This is a genomic window from Alistipes sp. CAG:268, assembly GCA_000434235.1.
In the GTDB taxonomy this organism is placed as follows: Bacteria; Bacteroidota; Bacteroidia; order Bacteroidales; family Rikenellaceae; genus Alistipes; species Alistipes avistercoris.
This window is the reverse complement of sequence record FR892023.1, coordinates 117,221-137,905: the sequence shown is the minus strand read 5'-3', so window position 1 is coordinate 137,905 and position 20,685 is coordinate 117,221. Positions and strand designations below refer to the sequence as shown.

General features: G+C 58.9%; 21 protein-coding genes and 1 riboswitch. Of the genes, 2 read left to right on the top strand and 19 right to left on the bottom strand.

The genetic code is table 11. The annotated features are described in order from the left end of the window. Positions 1-23: 23 nt before the first annotated feature. Both QZL63_RS11275 and QZL63_RS11270 read right to left on the bottom strand, forming a co-directional pair. Positions 24-1,127 carry a YncE family protein gene (locus QZL63_RS11275; protein WP_441293908.1) on the bottom strand — a complete coding sequence of 368 codons (1,104 nt, stop codon included), beginning with the start codon at positions 1,125-1,127 and terminating at the stop codon, positions 24-26. A gap of 83 nt (positions 1,128-1,210) precedes the next feature. Next, on the bottom strand, positions 1,211-3,226 hold the full coding sequence (locus QZL63_RS11270; protein WP_022309393.1) for a TonB-dependent receptor: 2,016 nt from the start codon (positions 3,224-3,226) through the stop codon (positions 1,211-1,213). A gap of 26 nt (positions 3,227-3,252) precedes the next feature. Then, a riboswitch (cobalamin riboswitch) is annotated at positions 3,253-3,449 on the bottom strand. A 211-nt stretch (positions 3,450-3,660) separates the two neighbouring features. Between QZL63_RS11270 and argS the strand changes: the two genes are divergently transcribed. Further along, a complete protein-coding gene (argS, locus tag QZL63_RS11265; RefSeq protein ID WP_022309392.1) occupies positions 3,661-5,445 on the top strand; it encodes an arginine--tRNA ligase in 1,785 nt (594 codons plus the stop codon). 113 nt (positions 5,446-5,558) lie between these two features. Here argS and QZL63_RS11260 read toward each other — a convergent pair whose 3' ends face one another. Continuing rightward, a complete protein-coding gene (locus QZL63_RS11260; protein ID WP_290587226.1) occupies positions 5,559-6,041 on the bottom strand; it encodes a hypothetical protein in 483 nt (160 codons plus the stop codon). Positions 6,042-6,129: 88 nt separating this feature from the next. Then, positions 6,130-6,966 carry an AraC family transcriptional regulator gene (locus QZL63_RS11255; RefSeq protein ID WP_022309390.1) on the bottom strand — a complete coding sequence of 279 codons (837 nt, stop codon included), beginning with the start codon at positions 6,964-6,966 and terminating at the stop codon, positions 6,130-6,132. Positions 6,967-7,177: 211 nt separating this feature from the next. On the opposite strand from QZL63_RS11255, the gene QZL63_RS11250 reads away from it, so the two are divergent. Continuing rightward, positions 7,178-7,468: a hypothetical protein gene (locus QZL63_RS11250; RefSeq protein WP_022309389.1), complete on the top strand. Its 291-nt coding sequence runs from the start codon at positions 7,178-7,180 to the stop codon at positions 7,466-7,468. Positions 7,469-7,691: 223 nt separating this feature from the next. Here QZL63_RS11250 and QZL63_RS11245 read toward each other — a convergent pair whose 3' ends face one another. From QZL63_RS11245 to QZL63_RS11175, 15 genes are all read right to left on the bottom strand, one after another. Beyond that, the gene (locus QZL63_RS11245) at positions 7,692-8,267 is read right to left on the bottom strand and encodes a DUF4251 domain-containing protein (protein WP_022309388.1); all 576 of its coding nucleotides are present in this window, start codon (positions 8,265-8,267) and stop codon (positions 7,692-7,694) included. 151 nt (positions 8,268-8,418) lie between these two features. Further along, complete coding sequence (locus QZL63_RS11240) at positions 8,419-9,189, bottom strand: metal ABC transporter ATP-binding protein (protein ID WP_022309387.1); 771 nt, start codon at positions 9,187-9,189, stop codon at positions 8,419-8,421. Next, positions 9,186-10,046 (bottom strand): metal ABC transporter solute-binding protein, Zn/Mn family, encoded by an 861-nt coding sequence (locus tag QZL63_RS11235; protein ID WP_022309386.1) that lies wholly within the window; start codon positions 10,044-10,046, stop codon positions 9,186-9,188. Before QZL63_RS11235 ends, QZL63_RS11240 begins: the two co-directional genes overlap by 4 nt. Before the next feature lie 102 nt (positions 10,047-10,148). After that, a complete protein-coding gene (locus QZL63_RS11230; protein ID WP_022309385.1) occupies positions 10,149-10,814 on the bottom strand; it encodes a CPBP family intramembrane glutamic endopeptidase in 666 nt (221 codons plus the stop codon). A 1,173-nt stretch (positions 10,815-11,987) separates the two neighbouring features. Beyond that, positions 11,988-12,359 (bottom strand): GNAT family N-acetyltransferase, encoded by a 372-nt coding sequence (locus QZL63_RS11225; protein ID WP_290587222.1) that lies wholly within the window; start codon positions 12,357-12,359, stop codon positions 11,988-11,990. Between the two features lie 288 nt (positions 12,360-12,647). Continuing rightward, positions 12,648-13,202 carry a helix-turn-helix domain-containing protein gene (locus QZL63_RS11220; protein ID WP_022309383.1) on the bottom strand — a complete coding sequence of 185 codons (555 nt, stop codon included), beginning with the start codon at positions 13,200-13,202 and terminating at the stop codon, positions 12,648-12,650. A gap of 681 nt (positions 13,203-13,883) precedes the next feature. Then, positions 13,884-14,270 carry an HIT family protein gene (locus QZL63_RS11215; protein WP_022309382.1) on the bottom strand — a complete coding sequence of 129 codons (387 nt, stop codon included), beginning with the start codon at positions 14,268-14,270 and terminating at the stop codon, positions 13,884-13,886. A gap of 27 nt (positions 14,271-14,297) precedes the next feature. Then, positions 14,298-14,579 carry a hypothetical protein gene (locus tag QZL63_RS11210; protein WP_290587218.1) on the bottom strand — a complete coding sequence of 94 codons (282 nt, stop codon included), beginning with the start codon at positions 14,577-14,579 and terminating at the stop codon, positions 14,298-14,300. A gap of 328 nt (positions 14,580-14,907) precedes the next feature. Then, on the bottom strand, positions 14,908-15,114 hold the full coding sequence (locus tag QZL63_RS11205; RefSeq protein WP_290587215.1) for a hypothetical protein: 207 nt from the start codon (positions 15,112-15,114) through the stop codon (positions 14,908-14,910). 332 nt (positions 15,115-15,446) lie between these two features. Next, a complete protein-coding gene (locus QZL63_RS11200) occupies positions 15,447-17,663 on the bottom strand; it encodes a RelA/SpoT family protein (RefSeq protein WP_022309379.1) in 2,217 nt (738 codons plus the stop codon). A 12-nt stretch (positions 17,664-17,675) separates the two neighbouring features. Then, entirely contained in the window at positions 17,676-18,692 is a 1,017-nt protein-coding gene (recA, locus tag QZL63_RS11195) for a recombinase RecA (RefSeq protein WP_022309378.1), read from the bottom strand. Positions 18,693-18,783: 91 nt separating this feature from the next. Then, positions 18,784-19,317, bottom strand: a complete 534-nt coding sequence (locus QZL63_RS11190; protein WP_022309377.1) for a hypothetical protein — start codon at positions 19,315-19,317, stop codon at positions 18,784-18,786. Between the two features lie 2 nt (positions 19,318-19,319). Continuing rightward, positions 19,320-19,793: a thioredoxin-dependent thiol peroxidase gene (gene bcp / locus QZL63_RS11185; protein ID WP_022309376.1), complete on the bottom strand. Its 474-nt coding sequence runs from the start codon at positions 19,791-19,793 to the stop codon at positions 19,320-19,322. A gap of 85 nt (positions 19,794-19,878) precedes the next feature. Further along, on the bottom strand, positions 19,879-20,091 hold the full coding sequence (locus tag QZL63_RS11180) for a hypothetical protein (RefSeq protein ID WP_022309375.1): 213 nt from the start codon (positions 20,089-20,091) through the stop codon (positions 19,879-19,881). A 107-nt stretch (positions 20,092-20,198) separates the two neighbouring features. Further along, positions 20,199-20,685 (bottom strand): WYL domain-containing protein (locus QZL63_RS11175; RefSeq protein WP_290587212.1); only part of this gene is annotated, 487 nt, incomplete at its 5' end.

The window sequence follows — 20,685 nt, the reverse complement described above, 5'->3', positions numbered from 1 at the left end:
TTTATTGGTTGTTATTCTGCGTGCTAATAGTAGTATGGCTCGGACGAGAAGGCGATGTGCGCAGGAATGTCGCCCGTGCGGACCTTCCATTTGAGTGTACCCTCGGGTGTGAAGCAGTAGAGGTATCCGGGCGTCACGTAGTTCGTGGCGTCGCATACGAAGATCTCCTTGGTCTCGGGATTGACGGCCAGGCCGTAGGGCAGCGAGATCTCCTTCTCGGTGCCGTCTGTGATGAAGTTATGCGAAACGATACGCTGTTCGGCCGTATCGTATACGGCATAGGAGACCTCGTTGCTGCTCGACGTGTAGCTCCACTCGGTGCTGATCGTGTAAAGCCGGTCGTCGTCGATGCACATCTCGCTGGCTGCGATGCCGAGGTTGCCGATGACCTTCTCCGTGGCCGCGTCGATCACGTAGATGTCCGATCCCGTGCCGTAGTAGTTGCCGCGCGAGCTGACGTAGATGCGGCCGTAGCGGTCCAGCTCCATGCGGTGGAGGTTGATTGCCACATCGATCGTATTGACGACCTCCAGCGATTCGAGGTCCACCACCGACACCGTGCGGTCATAGTTCGGGAAGCGGTATCCCCCCGAGTTGGCCACATAGAGCCGGCCGCCCGTGATGACCATCTCTTCGGGCTGGTAGCCGACAACCACCTCGCGCGTGATCGTGAGGCTTTCGGTGTCGATCTCGACGACCTTGCCCGGACGTGCTTCGGGGTCGATCTGCACGGGGCCGGCATAGGAGCTGACGTAAGCCCGGTCGCCTTCGAAGACGATGTATCGGCAGTTTGGTATCGAGATGCTGCCGATGTGCTCGGCCGTATGTACGTCCATGACCTCCACGAGGTTCGAACAGTTCACCACCACATAGAGCCGGTCCTTGTGGATGGCGATGTCGTTCCCCACGTCGCCCAGCTCCTTCACCACGTCGGGGTTGCGCTCCGGGTAGATGTTGCGCTGGTAACCGCCCGTGCGGGCATTGAAGTGGTCGATCGTGCACTTGTTGCTGCCCATGTTGCCCTCGTTCACGAGGAAGAAACCCTCGATCCGTTCGGGCGAGGTCGGCGAGGTGACGTATTCGGCCTCGGAGCGGATCATCGGTATCTCCTTGCGGCATCCGGCCATCGGCAGCAGGGCGGCCAGGGCCGTCGCGGCGACCGCCCGGTGCAGGTATCTGCGGAGTTGGTGGATCGGCATCGTCTTTTTATTTAAAAGGTATATTGTATGATCAGTTTGAAGTTGGTGCCGGGCATGGGATAGCATGCGACGACCTCATACTGCTGGTTGAGCAGGTTGTTCACCTCGAGAGTCGTCTTCAGGTCGCCCTTCCCCACATGCCACCCTTTGGCCAGCGAGAAGTCGCTCGTGTACCACGGCAGCTGGTAGTTGTAGGGGATGTTGGCCTGCGACGAATAGCGCTCGCCGGTGTATATGAAGCTGTAGCTCACCTCCCAGCTCCGCCATGCGGCGTTGAGCACGGCCGAGCCGCTGTGCCAGGGGATGTAGGGGATCTGTCCGCCGTAGAATTCGCTCGAGGGGTCGGTGAAGTCCTGCGCCTGCTGGTAGGTGTAGTTCAGCCGCGCGGTCAGCGAGAAGTCGCGCCCGACGGCCCATCCGGTCTGCACGGCGGCATCCACGCCGCGGATCTCGACGTTGCCCAGATTGACCATCGTCCAGCGGAAGAAGTTCGACGTCGGGGTTGCCACGATTTTGTTGTCCACCTGGTTGTAGTAAACGTCGGCCTGCAGCTCGAGCGACCGCAGCCACGTATGCTCGAAGGTCCGCGAGTAGGTGATGCCCACGTCGTACTGCGTGGTGAACTCCGGGTCGAGATCGACATTCCCGACGAACGTGTAGTAGAGGTCGTTGAGCGTCGGCATGCGGAAGATCCGCTTGTAGAAGGCGCGGATGTTGATCCCTGCCCGTTCGAAGGGCCTCCACGAGAGGAAGACGGCCGGTGTGAGCTTCCGCTTGTCCGACATCCGGTCGCCCTTCGTGCGGTCGTGCACGAGGGTCCCGAGCAGGCTGGCCTGGATCTCCACGCGGTCGAAGCGCATGGCCGTGGCCGCGGCTGCGAGCAGGGTGTGGCGCCGCGGGTAGACGAAGTCGCGCAGGTCGGCGTTGAGCAGGTTGAACTGCCAGTCGGCCGAGAGGTTCACCTCCCACCACGGGAAGATCGTGAAGCGGTTGGCCGCCGAGAGGTAGGCCTCCTGCTGGTAGTAGTGGTTGTTGGTGTACATCAGCGACTCGTCCTTGTTCGGGTCGGCCAGGTAGTGGAGGTAGTCGTAGGCGTACTTGGCATTCACCAGCAGGCTGTACCACGGCTTGAAGTCCTTCTTAAAGGATCCCTGCGCGAAGAAGTTGGTGTCCCACTGGCGGTCTTCGTGCGAGAACTTGTTGCGCACGATGGCCCCCGGGTATCCGCGCTCGGAGTTGTAGAAGTAGACCTTTGCGCGCCAGTATCCCTGTTCTACACGCCCGAAGAGCCCTCCCTCGACACGCAGCGCATTGAGGTCGCCGTTGCGGCGCACGGCCGTGGTGTCATACCCCTCCTGCATGCGGTAGGTGAACTTGTAGCGCCCCGTCGAGTAGAGGTATTCGGCGCTGAGCGAACTGCTTACGCGCTCCGAAAGACGCTGTTCCCAGAGCAGGGCGGGATTGGCCAGCCCGAACGACCCGGTCTTCATGGTGGCCTTCACGTGGTGGGTCTCCCCCTCGTCGAAACGGGGTGTGCGGGTCTGCAGGTAGATCGAACCCGACGATCCGAAGTCCTTTGCCGGCTGGAATACGGCGCTCTTCTGCCCGTTGTAGAGCGTTACGGCCTCCATGTTGTCGAGCGAGAAGCGCCCCAGATCGACCGTTCCGTTCTGGGCGTTCCCCAGTTCGATGCCGTCGTAGAAGACCCCGACGTGGTTCGTGCCCATGCTCCGGATATTGACCGTCTTCAGTCCGCCGACCCCGCCGTAGTCCTTGATCTGGATTCCGGAGAAGTAGCGCAGGGCGTCGGCCACGTTGTGCGACGAGAGCTTGTGGAGCTGCTCGCCCGAGAGCTCCTGCACGGGGATGACCTCCTTGCGGACGACATGCCCCGTTACGACGACCTCCTCGACCTGCTGGAGGCTGTCGAGCCGGCTCTGTCCGGCCGCCGGACATGCGAGAGCCACGCATGCCGCAAGGACGGCAAATAGCGATGAAATATGGTTTCTGTCAAACATTCTCTTCATTCGGCCGTCCTGTCCACGGGCTCGACCAAAAGCAAAATTCGATGGCAGGTCTTCTGACTGACTCCCCATCCGGAACCTTCCCGATCCTTCGATCAGTGGTGCGGACTTTCGAATGGTTGGCGGAGCTTCACAGCAGCGGGACTGTCCGGGACTCTCACCCGGTTCCCTTTTAATCCATGGGGCCGGAACGACCCTACAGGAACCAATCGGCCGCAAAGATACGCTTTTTTCGGGAAACAGCCATATTTCCCGTTTAATTTCTTTCCTGCGCCCCGTACGGCCTTTGTTCCGGCCGCTCTTCACCGCCCGTTCCGGGCCTCCGTATGGGGACCTGTTCGGTGCCTTGCGGGCGGTTCGCGGCAAAAGCGTCGCCCGAATGATTGATTATTCGCTGAAAATCGCTAAATTTGCACGCTAAACTTATTTGATCGGACATGAATATCGAAACCTTTATTTCGGAAGCGGTCCGCCGTTCGGTGGAGGCGCTTTACGGCCCGCTCGGCGACGAGCAGTTGCAGATTCAGAAGACCCGCCGGGAGTTCGAGGGCGATTACACGCTCGTGACCTTTCCGCTGCTGCGACGAAGCCGCAAGTCGCCCGAGGCCACCGCGACCGAGATAGGCGAATACATGCGGGCGAACATTCCGCAGATCGCGTCGTTCAACGTCATCAAGGGCTTTCTGAACCTCTCGCTCGACAGTTCGTTCTGGGGCGAGCGCTTCGCCGAGATCGCTGCCGATGCCAGCTACGGCGAGGCTCCGGCCACCGGGCGCACGATCATGATCGAGTATTCGTCTCCCAATACGAACAAGCCGCTGCACCTGGGTCACATCCGCAACAACCTGCTGGGTTATTCCGTGGCGCAGATCCTCAAGGCCAACGGCCACACGGTCATCAAGGCCAACCTGGTCAATGATCGCGGCATCCACATCTGCAAATCGATGCTGGCATGGAAGCTCTACGGCGGCGGCGAGACGCCCGCCTCGTCGGGCATGAAGGGCGACCACCTGGTGGGCAAGTACTACGTCGAGTTCGACAAGCACTACAAGGCCCAGATCAAGGAGCTTATGGCCCAGGGCCAGAGCGAAGAGGAGGCCAAGAAGCATGCGCCGATCATGCTTCAGGCGCAGGAGATGCTGCGCAAGTGGGAGGCGAAGGACCCGGAGGTCTATGCGCTCTGGGAGACGATGAACGGCTGGGTCTACGAGGGCTTCGATGTCACGTACAAGGCGCTGGGCGTCGATTTCGACAAGGTCTACTACGAGTCGCAGACCTACCTGCTGGGCAAGTCGCTCGTCGAGGAGGGGCTCCGCAAGGGGGTCTTCTACCGCCGCGACGACAACTCGGTGTGGATCGACCTGACGGGCGACGGCCTCGACGAGAAGCTGCTGCTGCGCGGCGACGGTACGTCGGTCTACATGACGCAGGACCTTGGCACGGCCTACCGCCGTTTCGAGGACAACCGCCTCGATGACATGATTTATGTCGTGGGCAACGAGCAGAACTACCACTTCCAGGTGCTGAAACTCGTGCTCAAGAAACTGGGCTACGCCGAGTGGAGCGACCACATTACGCACCTCTCGTACGGCATGGTCGAGCTCCCCGAGGGCAAGATGAAGTCGCGCGAGGGCACGGTGGTCGATGCCGATGACCTGATTGCCGATATGGTGCAGACCGCCCGCGAGATGTCGGCCGAGCTGGGCAAGCTCGACGGCTGCACGGAAGAGGAGGCCGAGGCCGTCTCGACGATGGTGGGTCTCGGTGCGCTCAAGTACTTCATCCTGAAGGTCGATCCCAAGAAGACGATGCTCTTCGACCCGCGCGAGTCGATCGACTTCAACGGCAACACGGGTCCCTTCATCCAATATACCCACGCGCGCATCTGCTCCGTGCTGCGCAAGGCCGCCGAGGCCGGCATCGACTTCTCGGCCGTACCGGAGGGGGTTGCCTGCCTGCCCGAGGAGATCGCTTTGGTCAAGTCGCTGACGGAGTATCCCGCCGTCGTAAAGTCTGCGGGCGACAACTTCGCGCCTTCGATCATCGGCGCCTACGTCTACGAACTGGCCAAGAGCTTCAACGGCTACTACCACGACCATTCGATCCTGCGCGAGGAGGATGCCGCCGTCCGCACGATGCGCCTGCAGCTGGCGCAGCAGGTGGCCCGGGTCATCCGCCGCGGCATGGCGCTGCTGGGTATCGACGTCCCCGAGCGGATGTAGCTCCGGAGGCTGACTGTCTCGGTCCTGAAACGAGCCCCGGGATCCGTAAGGAATCCCGGGGCTCGTGTCTTTTCCGGTCTCTCTTTTGGCCGGATGGTGCGCTCTTGGTCTCCTTACCGCAGCCCGGGACCTGCCTGTCCGTTGGAACGGTCTCTTCCCGAGGCGTGCCGGACCCGCTTTTCGGAGCCTCGTCCGGTCAGGATGCGCAACCGTTTGAGCAGGTGCAGCAGACCGACGGGCAGGAGCAGCAATCCGGTCTTGTAGTGAAAGAGCCCCGAACCGTCGTCGAAGAGAGCGGCGATGCCCGAGAGTGCCGCAGCAAGGAAGCAGACCGAGAGCAGGAGGGTCATTCTGCTTCGGCCGCCGATTCCGCCGGCAAGCGCCGTATACCATTTCCGGTGGTGGACGATGTGGAGGATCGATGCAGCCGTGAAAGCAGCACTCGCGGCGATGTGTACGGCGGACCACGTGCCGATCGCATCAGGACGGGCAGAATGCCCGGCCGCATGGAGTTCCAGTCCGGACCAGACGGTCAGCAGGGAGAGTGGGACCAGCGTTCGGTCCGTGCGCAGCAATGTTTTTCTGTCGGTAACCATGTCGTGTCTTGTTAGGTACGTTGTTCCGCCTGCAAAGGTATGGTTTCCGACCCTCGCTCCGGTTGGACGGATCGGGGCAATGTTTGGACTATTCGGGGTATCTTTTCCTGAATTCGGAGGGGCTGACGTGCGTTACTGACGAGAAGAGACGGGAGAAGTAGGCGCAGTCTTCGAATCCCAGTTCGCGTGCGATCTCCTGTATGTCGGTCCGGGAGTGTGCGAGCATCCGCTTGGCGCGGATGACAATTTCGTTCCGTATGTTCCTTGTTGCGCTCACCCCGGTTGTCTTCCTGACCGCTTCGTTCAGGTAGGCGACAGATACGTGCATCCGTTCGGCATAGAAGGCCGGGCTTCTGCTGATGTGTACGAACTGTTTGAGCTGCGTTTTGAATTCGAGCGTCAGCCCGATCATCCGCGGGTTGCCGGACCGTTGTCCGGCCCGGTGCTGCAACACTCCGGCGATGATGGCGACCATTGCCCCTGCGAGATGCCTGACCACCGCCCGCTCCGTTTCATCGGCCGGTGCCGCATTCATCCTCTTCTTCAGCATCGCATGCAGCCGGGCCAGTTCGTTGCGCTGAGGTTTCTCCACCGCTACGGGTTTCGTGTCGAGGGCATATTGTTCGAAGATGAGTCGTGTCGCCTCATCCACGAATACCGGATCGACCGCAAGCATGTAACCCTCCATCCGCTCTGCCCGAAGGAACGTATGGACCTGTTCGGGGAGGAGCACCACGACAGTCCCTTGTGTGCAGCAAAGCTCCCGAACGTCGATTTCGAGCAGACATGAACCCTGCTCGATGACCCCGAAGACGAAATATTCGTCGCGGTGCGTGTAGTCGATCGGGGGCTGCGCCTGTTCGGGGCGGATCTCCTTCAGTGCGAACCCGCAATCTGACAGGTCGGAGGTTCTGTGTTCGGGCATTCTGATCATGTGCGTGTTGGGCGGCATGTTGTTGCTGAAGGCAAAGATACGAAAATGTTTCTTTCCCCCGTCCGCTTCATTCCGTTGGTGACGGTCGTCTTCCGTATGCCGACTGGATGCGTTTTTGCATGTTGGCTTCCTGGAAAATAATTGGATAATCCGAAAGGATTTCCTATCTTTGCCTTCAACAAATTTTTAAACGATAAACGAAATGGCAAATTTACGAGTCCTGAAAAAGGAGATCGACTACTGCCTCGAAGAGGTCGTATTCGACTGCGATATGGCGATCTGCTTCCAGCCGTCGAAGGAGCAGGAGATCTTTGCAGTGATGCAGGAGGCCGTTGCCTTGCGCAACACGCTCTTCTCCAAGGCGATGAATCCGGCCGAGCCGCACAACCGCTCGCTCGTGCGCAAGCACTATGCAGCCCTGCGCGCCGAGATGGACGCCGAGTTCGGCAAGCTCTTCGAGAAGCTGAGCGCCATCAACGGCGAGAAGAAGTAATCCCCTTTGAGCCGTTCCCCGTCTCCGTCTTTCGGACCGGACCCGGTCGGTGTGCCGACGGCAGGGTAGTGCTCCCTGCGGCGGCAGACGCCGTGCAGGGAGAGGGCAGGGCGGGGCCGGACAGAAAAAAACGACGCAGGGATCCGAAGATCCTGCGTCGTTTTCGTTTGGTTATCCCGGCATCGGGCGGTTCCGGCCCCAGAAAAGGCCGTTCGCATGGTGGTCAGAACGCCCTCCCCTTGAAGACGCGCGACTCCTCGGCCGGTATCAGTATGCCGTTGAGCGTAATCCGATTCGAGTTGAAGTTGGGATTTACCGTCACCGATGCGCGGTTCGACCCTTTGGCCATCGAGATGGTCACCATGGCCGAGATCCCGTTGCCGAGGACGTTCATCGTGAAGTAGGAGTTTCCGCGTTTGTCGGTCTTCAGCTTGATGTCCGACGCGCGGCCCTCGACCGTGATGCCTCCTACACCGTTCGGCCCGCCGCCGTTGAACGGTGCCACCTGCACGACGGTCTTGTCGTCGTGCATCGAGATGAAGTTCGTCGATGACGACACGAATGCGCTCTGCCCGCGTTTGAAGACCAGCTGGTCGGCCTCGACCACGAACTCGAGGTTCTCGAGCGCCTGTACGGCTTTCGCATAGTCGATCGAGTCCTGGATCTCCTCCAGCCGTTTGTCTGTCTTGCGCTGCTCCGCAGCCTGCTGTTGGGATTTCGGGATGATGCGCTTCTCGGTTTGTGCCTGGGCCGACCATCCTGCGGCCAGCGCCAGTATCAGAAACAATGACCTGATCATAATACCTCCGTTTTTTGATTGATACCCGGACCGCAGCAACAATCCTTCCACAGATCACCGGATCGCTGCCCGGATTCCGTCTCTGTCAGATAAACGGTCGGCACCGTGCCGTTATTGCGTTTTCATGCCGGAAACCGCCTTCCGTGAGGCGTCACTCCTCGTCGCAACACCCGTCTCCGGGGTGGTGCTCCAGCACGGTGTGTGGGATGTGGCCGTGCGAGAGGAGCTGGATCGGGCAGTCGTAGTTGCGCAGCTGCTCCTCGGTGAGGATGTTCGACCGGTGGCGGTGCACCCGGCGGTTCACGCAGACGATCTCCTTGACGACGCTGGTGATGGTCCCGATGTCGTGCGAGACGACGACGATCGCCATGCGGTCGTTCAGCGTGCGGAGCGTGTTGTAGAGCTCCTTTTCGAAGCGGTTGTCCACGAAATTCGTGGGCTCGTCGAGGATCAGCAGCTTCGGATCGGAGATCACCGCGCGGCAGAGCAGGGCGCGCTGAAGCTGCCCGCCCGATACTTCGCCCACGGGGTGGCGGGCCGTTTCGGCGATTCCCGAAGCCTCGAGCAGACCGAGGGCCTTGTTCCGGTCGGCTTTCGTGTAGCGCGAGCGGAACCCGCGGCGTCCCTGCAGCCCGGAGAGCACGATCTCGAGGATCGAGATCGGGAATGCGCGGTCGAATTCCGACAGCTGGGGCATGTAGCCGATCAGCCGCTCCTCGCCGCGGAAGAGCTCCGGCGAGAGGACGATTTCGCCCGTGTAGGGCACCGTTCCGAGTATGGCCTTCACGAGGGTTGTCTTGCCGCCTCCGTTGGGGCCGATGACTCCGAGAAAGTCCCTGTCATCGATCTGCAGATCGACATCCCGGAGTGCTTCGCAGCCGTCGTATGCGACGCTGACGTGGTGGAGTGAAACGAGGGTCATGGCCGGACGATCGAATCGGTTATTGCATCGATGTTGGCGATCACATCCTCCCGGAGCGGATCGATCTCCACATAGTCGGCATCGATGTCGCGGGCGATGACCTCGACGACCGATGCCGGGAACTGGTTCTGGTAGAAGATCCTGCGTATCCCGTCGCGGCGGGCCTGGCGGATGAGCTCCGTGAGCCGGCGTGCCGAGGGCTCCTTGCCGTCGGCCTCGATGGCCTCCTGGCGGATGCCGTAGTCGCGGGCGTAGTAGGTCAGGGCAGGGTGGTAGATGATGAAATAGTCCACTCCGCTCTTCTCGATCTTCGCGGCCGTGCGCCGGTCGAGTTCGCGCAGCTGCTCCTGCAGCCTCTCGTGGTTGAGCGTGTATTTCGTCGAGTCGGGCCATGCGGCATGGATCGCCTCGTAGGCGTTGCGGGCCATGATCGACAGCGCCCGCGGCGAGGTCCAGACGTGGGGGTCGATGCCGTGTGCATGCCCGTGCTCCCCGTCGTTGCCGTGCATGTGTGCACACGACCCGGCCAGGAGTTCGATGCCCCGGCTCAGGGGGACGACCTTGTCGCGCTCTTCGAGCTTTTGGAGCAGCGACTGTTCGAAGTCGATCAGCCCGACGCTGAAGATCATGCGGGCCCGGTTGAGTTCGACAAACTGCCTGGGTGTCGGTTCGAACGTCTCGGGGCTGGCCCCGGCCGGTACGAGCACCTCGATCGGGAAGTCCTCTCCGACGATGCCTTCCACGATGCTGCGTAGCGGCAGGATCGAGACACAGAGCGTGTCGCCCTCCGTTTTCGGGGGTTCGGCGCAGCCGGCAAGCAGCCACACCGCGGCGAGTAGGGTCAGGTATCTTTTCATCCTCGGGACATTTTTCCTGCAAAGATAGTAAAAATTCATCTTCTGCTCGTCCTTTGCTTTGTTCCGCCCCTGCCGTCGGGCCTTATCCCCGTTTCGTGCCGGTCATGGGGCAGGGTAGTCCGCTTCCTCTTGGGGCTCCTTGCGCCCTTGTGCTGAGCCGATTGCATGCACGATCAGCCAGGGTTCCACGAAGAGGTTGATCAACGTGTGTGCCGCGATGGCGGGCAGGACATTGCGGGCTGCAACCACGTAGACAAGGGCCAGCAGGAGCCCCAGAACCGTGGTGGCCAGGGCTGATGCGGCTCCGATGCGCGAAATCCCGCCGAGCAGTCCCCACGAGATGTGGACCAGCCCGAATGCAAGGCCCGATATCCCGATCTGCCAGAGGGTGTTGATCCCATTGTCGGCGAGCCACTCCATCAGCATCCGTCGGAAAACCGTTTCCTCCACGATGCCGCCCGTGAAGGCCGCATATACGGCAATCCACTTGAGCGCGCCGTTGAATCGGAACAGATTCCGGCGCACCGTCGGTATCATGCGGGCCGTGCAGACAATGTAGCCGACGGCCGCAGCTGCTGCCAGGATCCAGGCCTCCGGGATCTTGAGGGCCGATGGATCGATACCTATGTATCTGATGAAGCTGGCAGGGTTGTTCCAGCTCCAGAGGGCAATGAAAAAGGTCATGAAGAGCGATATCCCGGCCAGCAGCATGGCCGCCGACCGCATCGTTTTCTGTTCGGTAGGGTAGTTCTTCCTGCGTGTCATCATCTTGCGGTTGTCTTGTTTTTCGGTTCGATGTGCCTGTGGACTGCTGCCGGTTTTTCTCCAGCCAGCATCCCTTTGTCCGCGCTTCTCTACTGTGTTCTTCTCTGCCTGTGTTTCGTTGCTCGTGTCTTGATGCCGCCGCCTTGTGTCGGACCAACGTCCTACGGTTCTGCAGCCTTTTCGCCCGTTGCCGTCGGTTCGAACCGCTTTTTCCCACTTTCACCGTCTCACCGGCTGCGTCGGTCCATCCGTCCTTTGCCTGCGGCTTGCAGCTTTCTGCATCGGTCATCATGTTTTTCGGTTGCTTCCGTTGCCTTTCAACGGCCGTTTTATCATTCTTTTTCAGTTATTTGTATGTTTTTTTCGTGTGCTCTTTGCTCCTTTGTCAATCGAGTTTGGGCGGACCATCTGGCCGATGAACTGCTTGTTCGCGCTCTTAGCGTTGCGATCGGTTTGCCCGTCTTCTCCGTATCGCTTTGTAAATATAAATAAGTTTATAATATAAACCAAATATTCGACTACATTTTACACCTTATATTCACGTTCACGAGAGAGAGCTGTTCCCCATGTGATTGGCTGGTCATTCCCTTGGCATATGGACTGTAAGGTGCTGGGATAGATATGATTCTGACGTATTTTTGTCGATAATGTTGTCTCGGGCAGCAGCACGTATACCGGCTGGCCTCATGGTTCTGATCCTGTAAAATGTTTGACGATGTGTGGTTGCCGGTGTGCTGCAATATATAATAAGGTCTCCGTTTTCGTGTTTCGTGTTTCGTGTTTTGAGTTTGGAGTATCTCGAAGTGTTCAGGAAACTCACCATGAGTGGGTTGTTATGTCTGCTGTGTCACCTTATCCGCTGTCGTTATTTAACATAATATAAATATTATTTCACTTTTGTCCCCACATTCTGGGCTTACGTGCTGCCGCGAAGGCTTGTGTTTTTAAGTTGTTATGTTGTTATTTGGTTGTGTGTGACACGTGCAACTGGCGGATTCTCGACAAACGCCTGTCGCGATCTCTTTTCCGATTGTGGATGACGGCCCGGGAAAGCCGGACGGTTGCGTGTCGTTGTGGGGTTGTTTGCTACCGGGGCCGGTTTTGCTGTTGATTATTCACCCCGGCCGGTACGTAGTGCCTCCGGTTGCTGCGCGTGCTTCCTCGGCGTTGTTGATTCTACCGCAGCGATTTGACCATGATGAATTCTTCGGGAGTCTCCCGGATGACTTCGAATCCGAACCGGCGATAGAGCCGATGTGCCCGGTTGGCCTGCTGCACGGCCAGCGAGACCTGCGCATATCCGGCATCCCGCAGCGCCTCGAGCATCTGCCCGATCAATCGACTCCCGATCCCTTGCGCCCTGTAAGCCGCAAGAACCGCCAGAGCCAGCTCCGGTGTCCGCCGATCCGCATGCCCGAACCCCTCGGGCAACATCCGGCACCAGATTGCACCGATGATCTGTCCCTTTGCTTCGGCACACAGGGCCCGATCGTCCGGCTCCCTGCCGAACCCTTCCCAGTAGATCCTCAGCGACGGATCGTCAGTCACTTCGCGAGGCAAGGGCTGTGCGCCGTCCGGCAGAAAGATCGCTTCGTAGAGAAACTCCTTAAGCCTGCCGTATTCTTCCGCGCGGAGTGCTCGTATGTGACATATGTGACAAAGGTCCATTGGCGGTTTGTTATTGCGGATGATCCTTTCCGTGAATTTCTGTCGCGGCCGACTCTTTCCCGGATACCGCCTCCATATCCCGTTCTGACCCGTAATTCCGGGTTTCCGGAACTTGGCGAAACCCTTTGAGATTGCGATATTCCGTACCTCGGGGCATACCACCCGATTTTATCGCCTTGTCGGGGCGTAACTTTCGAATGTTCCGTCGGCGTAGCAGATTACTACCCGCGTAACCGGGACCCGCTCTCCGGCCCGAACGCCATTCTGTATCCTGCACTCCAGGTTCTCCTCCGAAGCGTGCTGGGGGCCGCCGTCCGGTCCGTTTCCCTGAATTCCGGACATTCCGTCGCCTCTCCGGCTGTCGGCTCTTCCTCCATCAGGCAGCGGGCCGGCACTGTTCCGTGAGGCCGGCATTCCCGATCCCGCAAATAGTCCGCCGAATGATCCGTTGCCCGATACCGGGGTTCCGCGTTCCGGATCGGATGCGGCGTCGGGCGTGCGTCCTTCGTTTGCATCCGGCGACCTTCTTCCGTTTTCCGTACGGTACATCTGTTGCGAGTCGAGCAGCAGCCAGTCGGGGTTGATCTGCGGAAACCTCCTGAGAATTTTCTGCAGCAGATCGAATCCCGGTTTGTTGCGTCCGGCAAGAATGTGGGAGATGCCGGCCGGATTGACCCCGAGCAGTTCGGCGAGCTGGCTTGGCTTCAAACCCTCGGATTTCATCAAATCGAGCAATTTTTCCCTCATCTGCGTAATTTTTTACAAAAATAAACATTTTTCTTTTGTAAAACAAGGAAATACTACATTTGTAAAATGTTAATAACTGTTGAAAAGGTTTACAATTGTAAATAACAAAATATGGTTAAACAGCACCTCTCTCCTATTGCTTATTCTATACTTTATATGACTACGTATAAATATCTGGTTTTTATGGTTATTAATCTTGTGATATCTTCATTATGGCTTTGTCTGCCGATTTAAGTGTTTCCCTACCTCGCTAACTTAAAGTGTTGCTTTATATGTTTTATGTAACTACTGGTTTTTAGCGTATTAAGTTTGTATGTTTAATATTTTGATTTGTGTAAAGTGTGTTAAAATCAGCTGATATACCTCTGGCTGCATAATTTACATATGTAACTATCAACCGAGATATCGACAGATTTAACTTTCCTAATGTAATTACAAATGGAAATAAATTGCTTTTTGCCGTGTTTACATTTGTAAATACCCTACCCTTTTGCCCTCTGTTTTCAGAAAATTTCCCGTATTTCCGATCGTTATCGGACTTTTTTACGCTCCTTTGTTGATTTTCGATACATTATGTTAAATAAAAAAGAGTCGGGTAGTGAGTTATTAACACTACCCGACTCTTTATCTGTCGGTTACAGACTTTTCAACAACCGCCTACCTGGCGAGTTTGTCGGCGATTTCGCGGAACTCTTCCGGAGTCAGCTGGAGCTTTTCGCGGTGGAAATCGACGTCATTTTCGTCCTTGATGGGGATCAGATGGATGTGCGCATGGGGAACTTCCATGCCCAGGACGACCACTGCGACCCTCGCGCAATCTATTTCGCGCTTGATTCGTGCGGCTACCTTCTTGGCGAAGACCATCATCCCGGCCAGTGTCTCGTCGTCGAGATCGAACAGGTAATCGACCTCCTGTTTCGGGACTACGAGTGTGTGTCCTTTGGTGAGCGGATTGATGTCGAGGAATGCGTAGTAGCGGTCGTCTTCGGCGACCTTGTACGAGGGAATCTCCCCTGCGATGATGCGGGAAAAAATCGTTGCCATGGTGTTTGTTTTTTGATTCGGTTTCTCTTATTTCGTCTCGTTTCCGTTGCGGGGCGTCTCTTCCGGTGTATTGTGCCGTGCCAACAGCCGTTTGGTGTTGCGTATTCCGAGCAGGAGGCAGATGCCGCATCCGATGATTACGATCATGCTTCCGGCCCCTGCCAGTTTGTGTCCGAAGCAGGCCGCAATGACCCATGCTGCGACGAAGGCGCCTTCAAGTCCCAGCAACAGGCGCATGCCCCGCAGTGAGCGTTGCAGCTTTTCGGGGTTTTCCGCGGAACTCCTCCAGCGATGTTCTTCCGGTGTCATCTTGTGCTGTTCGGGGCTTTCCCTCTCTGTTTCGGTGTGTGGATTGCTCATGGATGTGTTATGTGGTCGTTTTCGACGTTTTCAGGCTTTTCTGTCGCTTCTTTGCGTTGTTTCCGGGACAACAACTTTCGATTCGGGTCTTCTTTCTGTGTCTCGCGTTTTTGCAATGCTGCCGGCATCCTCTTTTTTAGGGTATTCCGGGGTGTTGTCTTTGTCGGGACTCGTCTCTGTCGGGCGTTGCCGCTGCCGGGCGGCAATGTGGTTGCAACCTGCCCGGGGCGCCCGTCCCTTGCCCGGGGCCGTCCCGAATCGGTCGCTTGTGTTCCGTCTATTCCTCCTCGAATTTGGGCTTCAGAATCTCCGAATAGATCACGGCCCGGCGCAGGTCGAACTCCGCGGCAATCCGGGCTGCAGACTCCTCCTGCGGCCCGAATTGCGCCTCCTGGGCCGGTTCCTGGGCCGGTGTGCCGGTCGGACGCTGCCCGGCCGCAGCGGTCGTACTCTGGTTGGCCCGCGTTTCAGTGCGGCTGCCCATACGTTGGGCCTGTGTCTGTTTGGGGCTCCGGGGTTTCCGGGGGGCGTTGGCCGGCCGGGATGATGTTTCCGTCCGGGCTGTGGCCGGCTGCTTCTCGGCGAAAATGTCCGGAAAGCCCGGGAGCGGCCACGGCGATGCCGGTGTCGGCATGCCTGCCTGTTGGGGCTGCTCGGCCGGTTGCGTCCGGCTGGCCGGTCGTTGCGGCGCTGTCTGCTGCGGCTGCTCCCCTTCGGGTGTCGAAGGTCTGCGCCGCTTCTTCCGATTCGGCTGCGAGAGAAGCATGGCCGCTCCCGCAACGATTATCCATATGATCGTGGAGGTATCCATCCCTGTCAGTTCAACTTGCGTTTGATGGTTTCTATTCCCTTGATCTTTCGCATCTTGTCCATGACGGCACTGAGACTCTCGGCATCCTTGACGTAGAGGCTGACGTTGCCTTCGAAGATGCCGTCGTGGCTGTGGATGTTCACTTCGCGGATGTTGATGTTGAAATCGTCGCTGACGACCTTCGCCAGGTCGAGCAGCAGCCCCTGCCGGTCGATTCCGCGCAGTTCGAGCGTGACCAGATACGACATGGCCTTGTGCTGCGACCATTTGATCTCCTCCTTGACGATGTTCTTGCCGTACTGTGCGGCCAGCCGGTTCAGTTCGTCGCATGTGGCCTTATGGACGATGATCCGTCCCGTCGCAGGGGCGCGGTAGCCGACGACCTTGTCGCCCGGTATGGGTTTGCAGCAGTCGGCGATCTCGAACTGCGGTTCGTTGTCCGGCAGGTCCTTTGCCGGGGCGATATCGCCCGGCTGCGGGGTCTCGTCGCCCTCCTCCTTTTTCTGCGGGATGAAGAGGGTCCAGAATTTCAGTATCTTGCTCTTGGCATTGACCTTCAGCACCTTTTCCAGATCGTCGAGCGAGATGATCCCCGCTCCGATCTTGCTGTAGAGCTCCTCCTTGTTGTTGCACTCGTAGATCGGCACGATCTTGCGCAATACCCTGCCGCTGAGCTGGATATTGAGCGATTTCATCTTCTCTTCGAGCAGCTGCATGCCGCGCTCGATGTTGTTCTGCCGTTCGCGTTTGAGGAAACTCTTGATGGCCGATTTGGCCTTGGCCGTGGTGACGATCTCCAGCCATTCGGGCTTCGGGCGCGCCGTGTCGGCCGTGATGATCTCGATCTGGTCGCCACTGTTTATCTGCGTGGTGATCGGTTCGAGCTTGTGGTTGATCTTCGCGCTGATGGCGTTGTTGCCGATCTTCGAGTGGATGTCGTATGCGAAGTCCAGCGCGGTGGCTCCGAACGGCATTTTTCGGGCTTCGCCCTTTGGAGTAAATACTACTATTTCAGATGTATACAGCGACAACTTAAAGTTGTCCAGGAAGTCTACGGCATTCTCCGTCGGGCTGTTCAGTGCCGCGCGGATCTGCTTGAGCCATTTGTCGAACTCGTCCTCGTCCTGCGAGATCGTGGCGTGTTTGTACTTCCAGTGGGCCGCAAATCCGCGTTCGGCAATGTCCTCCATGCGCTGCGTGCGGATCTGCACTTCGACCCATACGCCGTCGGGGCCCATCACCGTCGAGTGCAGCGCCTCGTAGCCGTTGGCCTTGGGCATCGAGATCCAGTCGCGCAGCCGGTCGGGTTTGGGGGTGTAAATGTCGGTGATCGTCGAGTAGATCTGCCAGCACTGGGTCTTTTCCGAGGGGAACGGCAGCGGCTTGAAGACGATGCGGATGGCAAACAGGTCGTAGATCTCCTCGAAGGGGATCTGCTTGCGCTGCATTTTCGACCAGATCGAGTAGACGCTCTTCACGCGCCCCGAGATCTCGTAGTTGAAGTTGTCGCGGTTGAGAGCCGCGATGATCGGGGCGTTGAACTTGTCGATGAACTCCCGGCGCGAGGCCTCGCTTTCGTGGAGCTTCTGCGTGATTTCGGCATACTGCTGCGGGAAGCGGTACTTCATGCAGAGGTCCTCGAGCTCGCTCTTGATCGAATAGAGCCCCAGCCGGTAGGCCAGCGGGGCGAACAGGTAGATCGTCTCGCCCGTGATTTTGATCTGTTTGTTCAGGGGCATCGAGCCGAGCGTGCGCATGTTGTGCAGGCGGTCGGCGATCTTGATCAGGATGACGCGCACGTCGTCCGAGAGCGTGAGGAGCACCTTGCGGAAGTATTCGGCCTGCTCCGAGGTGTCGGCGTTGAAGACGCCCGACATCTTGGTCAGCCCGTCCACCATCGAGGCGATCTTCGGACCGAAGATCCGTTCCATGTCCTCTACGGTGTATTCCGTGTCCTCCACGACGTCGTGCAGCAGGGCTGCAACGACCGACTTCACGCCGAGCCCGATCTCGTCGATGACGATCTTGGCTACTGCAATGGGATGGAGGAGGTACGGTTCGCCGGAGCGGCGCCGTACCCCCTCGTGTGCCTCCTTGGCAAGGAAAAATGCGCGTTTGATGAAGTTCCAGTCCTCGTCGTTCTTGCAGATCTTCGTGCACGAGAGCAACAGGTCGTCCCACTTCTCCTTGATCAGGGCCTCATCCTCGGCAGTATATCCCATAGGCTTGTTCGATTACTCGTCCTTCTTGTTTTTCATGGCGTCGCGCACCTTCTGTTCGATCTCCGCGGCGAGCGCCTCGTCCTTTTTGAGCAGCTCCTTCACGGCGTCGCGTCCCTGCCCGATCTTCTTGTCTCCGTAGGAGAACCACGATCCGGCCTTCTTGAGCACGCCGTAATCAACCCCGAGGTCGATGATCTCGCCGATCTTCGAGATGCCCTCGCCGAACATGATGTCGAATTCGGCCCGCTTGAACGGGGGCGCCACCTTGTTCTTCACGACCTTGACCTTCGTGCGGGTGCCGAGCTGCTCCTCGCCGTCCTTGATGACCGACATGCGTCGGATGTCGATGCGCACCGAGGCGTAGAACTTCAGGGCGTTTCCGCCAGTCGTCGTCTCGGGGTTACCGTAGACGATGCCGATCTTGTCGCGCAACTGGTTGATGAAGATGCAGACGGTCTTGGTTTTCGAGATGCTCGAGGTGAGTTTGCGCAGGGCCTGCGACATGAGGCGGGCCTGCAGTCCCATCTTCGCGTCGCCCATCTCGCCCTCGATCTCGGCCTTGGGCGTGAGGGCCGCCACCGAGTCGATGACGATGATGTCGATGGCGCTCGAGCGGATCAGCGAGTCGGCGATCTCGAGGGCCTGCTCGCCGTTGTCGGGCTGCGAGATGAGCAGGTTGTCCACGTCCACGCCGAGTTTCTGGGCGTAGAAGCTGTCGAATGCGTGCTCGGCGTCGATGAACGCCGCGATGCCACCGGCCTTCTGGGCCTCGGCGATGGCGTGGATGGCCAGCGTGGTCTTACCCGACGATTCGGGGCCGAAGATCTCGATGACGCGCCCCTTGGGGTATCCGCCCACGCCGAGCGCCATGTCGAGGGTGATCGATCCGGTGGGTATCACCGGAATGTCGTTCACCTCCGTACTGTTCATACGCATGATCGACCCTTTGCCGAAGTCCTTTTCAATCTTCTCCATCACCGCGTTCAAGACCTTGAGCTTGTCCGGGTTCACCTGTACTTTTTCTGCCATGCTTTTCGCTAAGTTGTTGTCGTTTTTCAAATTGTTTCTTTCTGTCCGCCCGGTTTTGCCGCCCGGTGCGGAGGCTTGTGTGTACGGCCTCCTATTTCGGCGGGCGGGCGGGTTTCGGGGGCCCGGCCTTCTGCCGCTCCCGGTCCAGTTCGTGGATGTCGCGCATCGGGAAGCGGATCACCCGCGCGTCGAGCTCCCGGTCCGGATAGGGGCTCCAGTTGCCGTTGTTGCCGACGCTCAGGCGCCATCCTGCGGCCTCGATCCCCGGATCCCGGGGGCTGTCGCCGCGCTGTGCCGCCTGTGTGATCTCCACGGCCTGCTCGCGGGCCCTTTGGCGCATCATCCGCTCGAGTTCGCGCCGCTCTCGCTGCAGGGGATCGACCTCGTCGCGGAACCACTCCAGGTCGGCCGAGGGGCTGTTGTCCGTTGTCCCGAAGCGGAGCGTCTGCATCCGGGTTTCTGCCGAGCGGGTCAGACATCCGTCGGCCTCGTGCCTTCCTGTCGGAAGCTCCCCTGCCGGCGGGACCTGCACGGCGGGCGCCGCATCACTCCGGAGCGCTCCCGCCGTGGCGGCGAGAACTCCCCACATGCCGACGATCCGGATGATCCGCCCCGCGCGTTTCATGGTCACCCCTCCTGCCGGTCATAGGCGTCGAGGATCTGCCTATAGTGGTTTTTGGTGTCCACCTTCGTGAAGATCTTCTCGATGCGGCCTTCGGCGTCGATGACGAAGGTCGTGCGCAGTACGCCCATGTATTTGCGTCCGTACATCGATTTTTCGGCCCACACGCCGTAGGCCTCGCACACCGAATGGTCGGTGTCGGCCAGCAGCGTGAAGTTCAACGCATGCTTGTCGCAGAAGTTGCGGTGCGACCGCTCGCTGTCGGGGCTTACCCCGACGATGCGGAAGCCCCTGCGGGCAAGCTCCTCGCGTCCGTCGCGCAGGCTCTGGGCCTCGAGCGTACACCCCGAGGTGTTGTCCTTGGGGTAGAAATAGAGGATGGTACGCTGTCCTGCAAGGTCGGCAAGCGTCAGCGGCTCACCGTCTTGCGTCGTGGATCGGAAGTCGGGGGCCTTGTCCCCCTCCTGTAAGTGTGTCATACGTCTCCGAAAAATTGTAAATTCTCTTCAAAGATAAGAATTTTCCGGGGATTTCCGCACTTTGCAAACGGCTTTTTTTGCGGGTTCAGTCCCATTGGTAGGTCACCTCGATCTGCTCGTTGAACTCCTCCTGCGTGTTGTTCAGCCGGCGCCGGCAGGCCGGGCAGCGGATGGCTGTCTCGGTCTCGACGTATTCGCCGCAGCCGACACAGGCCGGAAGGATGCCGTAGCCGGGTTGCATGTAGTGGTCGAACTGCGCTCCGCAGTGTTTGCATCGGATTTTGTAAGCTGTTCCCATAGTCGTCTCTGTTTTCAGGTTCACGATGCAAAGGAACGGAGTATGTGTGTCATCTTTTGACACAATATGCAAATAGTTGAAAAAAATATGTTTTTTCTGGCCGGAGTCTATTCGATGGCGTTCTTGCGGAGGTACTCGCGCAGGTAGTCGGTCAGTTCGGGCGAATCGACGATCCGTATGTCGTCGAGCAACCCGACGACGAAGCGCCCCACGCCGGCCATCCCGGCCACTTCGGTGTCGAGCAGCCAGCGGCCCCGCCGGAGGGGACGGATGTCGCGTTCGGCGAGCGGATACTCCTCGCACAGCAGGTTGCAGGCCAGCATGCCCAGCTCCAGCCGCACGCGGGTCCGCCGCTCGCCGTGCATGCGGAAGACGTCGATGAACCCCTCGGCGTGGTCGGCGGCATGTTCCCACGGGGTGTCGGTCACCTCGACCGAACCGATGCGGGCGGTCTTGAAGAGTTTCGACGTTCCGTCCTCCGGGTCGAAACACCACACCTGCACGTAGTTGGTGGTGAAGGCGAAGGGCTCGACCAGCCGGTCGCGGACCTCGCCGCCGTGGGCCGACTGGTATCCGTGCAGCACGGCCCGCCCC